3 protein-coding genes and 1 pseudogene are annotated in these 3,477 nt (G+C 60.1%); 1 reads left to right on the top strand and 3 read right to left on the bottom strand.

The features are described from left to right. Window positions 1-100: 100 nt before the first annotated feature. Window positions 101-430 (bottom strand): 30S ribosomal protein S20, encoded by a 330-nt coding sequence (rpsT, locus tag NW834_RS03945; RefSeq protein ID WP_414331315.1) that lies wholly within the window; start codon window positions 428-430, stop codon window positions 101-103. Between the two features lie 87 nt (window positions 431-517). Here rpsT and NW834_RS03940 point away from each other — a divergent pair, with 87 nt between their 5' ends. Continuing rightward, a complete protein-coding gene (locus tag NW834_RS03940) occupies window positions 518-1,882 on the top strand; it encodes a CRTAC1 family protein (RefSeq protein WP_414426219.1) in 1,365 nt (454 codons plus the stop codon). Here NW834_RS03940 and moaA read toward each other — a convergent pair. Then, the gene (gene moaA, locus NW834_RS03935) at window positions 1,879-2,856 is read right to left on the bottom strand and encodes a GTP 3',8-cyclase MoaA (RefSeq protein ID WP_414426218.1); all 978 of its coding nucleotides are present in this window, start codon (window positions 2,854-2,856) and stop codon (window positions 1,879-1,881) included. The genes NW834_RS03940 and moaA overlap by 4 nt on opposite strands. Window positions 2,857-3,054: 198 nt before the next feature. Further along, window positions 3,055-3,477, bottom strand: a pseudogene (locus tag NW834_RS03930) (sodium:calcium exchanger); the annotation flags it as partial.

Raw genomic sequence — 3,477 nt, 5'->3', positions numbered from 1 at the left:
TTTGGCTGCTACTTGGGATCCCTGCCGGCACCGAGGCAAAATCTCGTTTGCGTGCGGCTGAAATCCCGCACAAGCACCACTTCCGAAGCAGCAGGAGAAGTCAATCACGCCCACCCAAAGCCTCAGCCTGGGATTTTTCCGAGGAAGCCACAGATAGCTTCACAATCCGGGCCAGCCGAGCCTTACGACGAGCGGCTGTGTTTTTGTGCAGGACGCCGGTTTTGGCAGCTTTATCAATGCGGCTGAAAGCAGCACTCATCGCCGCCTGGATTTCCTGCAGAGTTTCTTGCTGTGGGTTGGCGGCATAGGCAGTTGAGAGGGAGATCACTTTCTTCATCAGAGCGCGCACCATGGCTTTGGTGGCTTTATTGCGCAGCCGATTCCGCTCTGCGATCTGAACGCGCTTGATGGCAGATTTGATGCGTGGCATGGTTGAAGGGGAAGTTCCAGCGAAGATCCAGCATACCATCAGAGCTGGAAGCTCCACCAGTTCCTATTGTTCTCCGATGGGATCCCCATGTTCCAAGATTGCAGCTCGCAGATCCGCTTTAACCCACCTGCCCTTTTCTACGGGGTTGCCGCTTGCGATTTGGATCGGGATGGGGCCTTTGAGCTGTTTGTGTGCGGGTTCCGCGGCTCCAATCGAGTCTTGAAGTGGGATGGGCAAACCCTGGTGGATCAAGCAGACGACACCCTGGCCGATGCAGGGCGCATGGCAATTGGGGTGGCTGCCGCCGACTTTGACGGGGACGGGCAAGAGGAACTCTACGTTTTGAATACCGATACCTTCGGCGGGCGCAAGCGCTTTGGGGATCGCCTCTTCGACTGGCAGGGATCCGCCTGGGTGGATCTGTTCTCCCTGCCGCAAAACCAAGATGCCCTCAACTTGACCGCAGGTCGCTCTGTAGCCTGTGTGGATCGTCTTGGCCAGGGGCGCTATGGATTTTTCGTGGCCAACTACGGCGGCCCCATGCGCCTGTATGAGCTGGCCTCCAACCAGATGATCGCCGATGTAGCGCCGGAAGCGGGATTGAATCGGGTGACGGGCGGGCGGGGTCTGGTGGCCTTGCCCTTGGTCTCGCAGCGGATGGACATTTTTGCCGTCAATGAGCAGGGGCCCAACTTTCTGTTTCGCAACCGGGGAGATGGCACCTTTGAAGAGATTGCCGCTGAGGTGGGCCTGGCGGATCCGGACGAGCACGGACGTGGCGTGGTGGCGGTGGATCTGGATGGGGATGGACGGCTGGATTTGCTCTACGGCAACTGGGAAGGCCCCCATCGCCTCTGGATCCAGACCCCCAGCGGTTTTTTTAAGGATGTAGCCCCCCCTGAGCTGGCCAGGCCCTCCCGCATTCGCACGGTCATTGCTGCCGACTTCGACAACGACGGCTATCCGGAGCTGTTTTTCAACAACATCGGCGAGCCCAACCGTCTGTTTGCTTGGCGCTCCGGCCGTTGGCAAGCCATCGACATTGGAGATGCTGCCGAGCCGCAGGGATTGGGGACAGGAGCAGCGGTGGCCGATGTGGATGGGGACGGTCGTCTAGAATTGTTGATTGCCCATGGGGAGTCTGGCGCCCAGCCTCTCAGCTTCTATCGCCCTCAGGCCAATGCCAACAACTGGCTGAGGGTTCTGCCCCTCACCCGCCAGGGAGCCCCGGCCCGCGGCGCGTTGGTAAGGCTGCTCACCTCCACCCGTACCCAGATCCAGGCCATCGACGCCGGCAGCGGCTACCTCTGTCAGATGGAGCCGGTGGCCCACTTTGGCCTGGGATCCGAAACAGGGGTCAAGGAAATCCAGATCCAGTGGCCGGATGGGAAACAGTTGCAGGTGGCCCACCCACCGGTCAACCAGCTTTTGCGGATCCCTTATCCCCGCTAGCCGCCAATCTGAGACATGGTGCGCCGGTAGGATCCCTGGCTGCCGGTGTCCCGTCCTTTGAAGTTGATATCCGGCTTGATGTCCAGCAATTCCCGCACCTGCTGTCTTAGCCTTTCGGCAGGGATCCCAGCTCGCAGCGGATCCCGCAGGTTGATTTGGCCGGATTCGTTGAGCAGGCAAGGGCGCAGCCAACCGTCGCTGGATAGCCGCATGCGGTTGCATCGATCACAAAAGCACTCCGACATCTGGCTGATAAAGCCCAAGGTGCCTTTTGACCCCGGGATGCGAAACACATCCGCCGGCCCATTGCCGGCCACAAACCCAGGTTCCAGGCCAAAGCGAGCGCGAATTCGCTGTCGCAGCACCTCAGACTCCACCCAGCCGGCCTGCTGAAAGAGGGCGGCATTGCCAATGGGCATAAACTCGATGAAGCGCACATGCCATTGTCGCTCCAGAGTAAGGGCAGCCAGATCTTCCACTTCCGATTCGTTGAGCCCAGGGATCACCACCACATTCAACTTGAGGGGATCAAACCCCACTTGGTGGGCAACTTGGATCCCGGCCCAGACCTGCCGCCAGCGATCCCGCCCCGTGATCAGTCGAAAGGTCTCGGGGTTGAGGGAATCAAAGCTGATGTTGATGCGGCGCAACCCCGCTTCATAGAGGAGTTGAGCTTTTTGGCTGAGGTTGAAGCCGTTGGTGGTAAGGGCCACATCTCTCACCCCAGGCAGGCTGCATAGAGCCCGGATGAGGTGCTCCAGCCCCGGCCTGAGCAGGGGTTCGCCGCCGGTGAGGCGAAAGCAATCGATCCCCAACGGCAAAAACACCTCTCGAACCAACGTGAGGATTTCCTCATCCGTTAAACGCTCTGGGGCTTGCAGCCACGTCAACTCCGCCTCGTCAGGCATGCAGTACTGGCAGCGGAAATTGCAGCGATCGATCAAGCTGATGCGCAGATAGTTGACGGTCGGCATGGCAACCTAGGCCAGAAACAGATGGGGCACCCCTCCCCCCAGAGTGCCGAGCAACGCCGAGGACCCTTTCCGTTGCCTCTGGAAAACCTCCCAGCGTCTCCATCCGCAAAGGCAGCGGGGGAACTGTCCCGAGGCTTGCAACTTGCAGTGGCCACACCTCCAGTTTGCAGGATACTACGAAGATTGAGGTGCAAATCTCTACTCGGCAGAGCCAGGGATCCCTGCCCATTCGGGTTGAACAGGCCGCTGCCAGCGTTCCCACCAGGCCAGCACAGACTCAGGTGGGTGGCTGTCGTGGCTGCCGTTGGCATTGGCGGGGAGGGGGGGAGAGGGAGGTGGGGCCGGCGGTGTCAGCCAACTGACAGGCGCAGGGATCAGACAACTGGGGTGGAGAGGGCGCAGATCGCGGTAGTGGCTGCTGCGAATGGCCAGGATCTCCTGCTGAATGATGTCTGGGGGTTCTCCCAACTCTAGCAACACATGGCTGCACAGCCCCAGGCTGGCCTCAAATTCGGGGTGGACGACTTCTCTGGCCCCCAACTGATAGAGCTGTTCGATGTCTTCCTTGTCGGTAGCTCGCACCACCACATCCAATTGCGGCGCCAACTCCAGAGCTCGTTT

The organism is Synechococcus sp. R60.1, from assembly GCF_047461835.1.
GTDB lineage: Bacteria > Cyanobacteriota > Cyanobacteriia > Thermostichales > Thermostichaceae > Thermostichus.
This window is presented reverse-complemented; position numbering and strand designations above follow the sequence as displayed.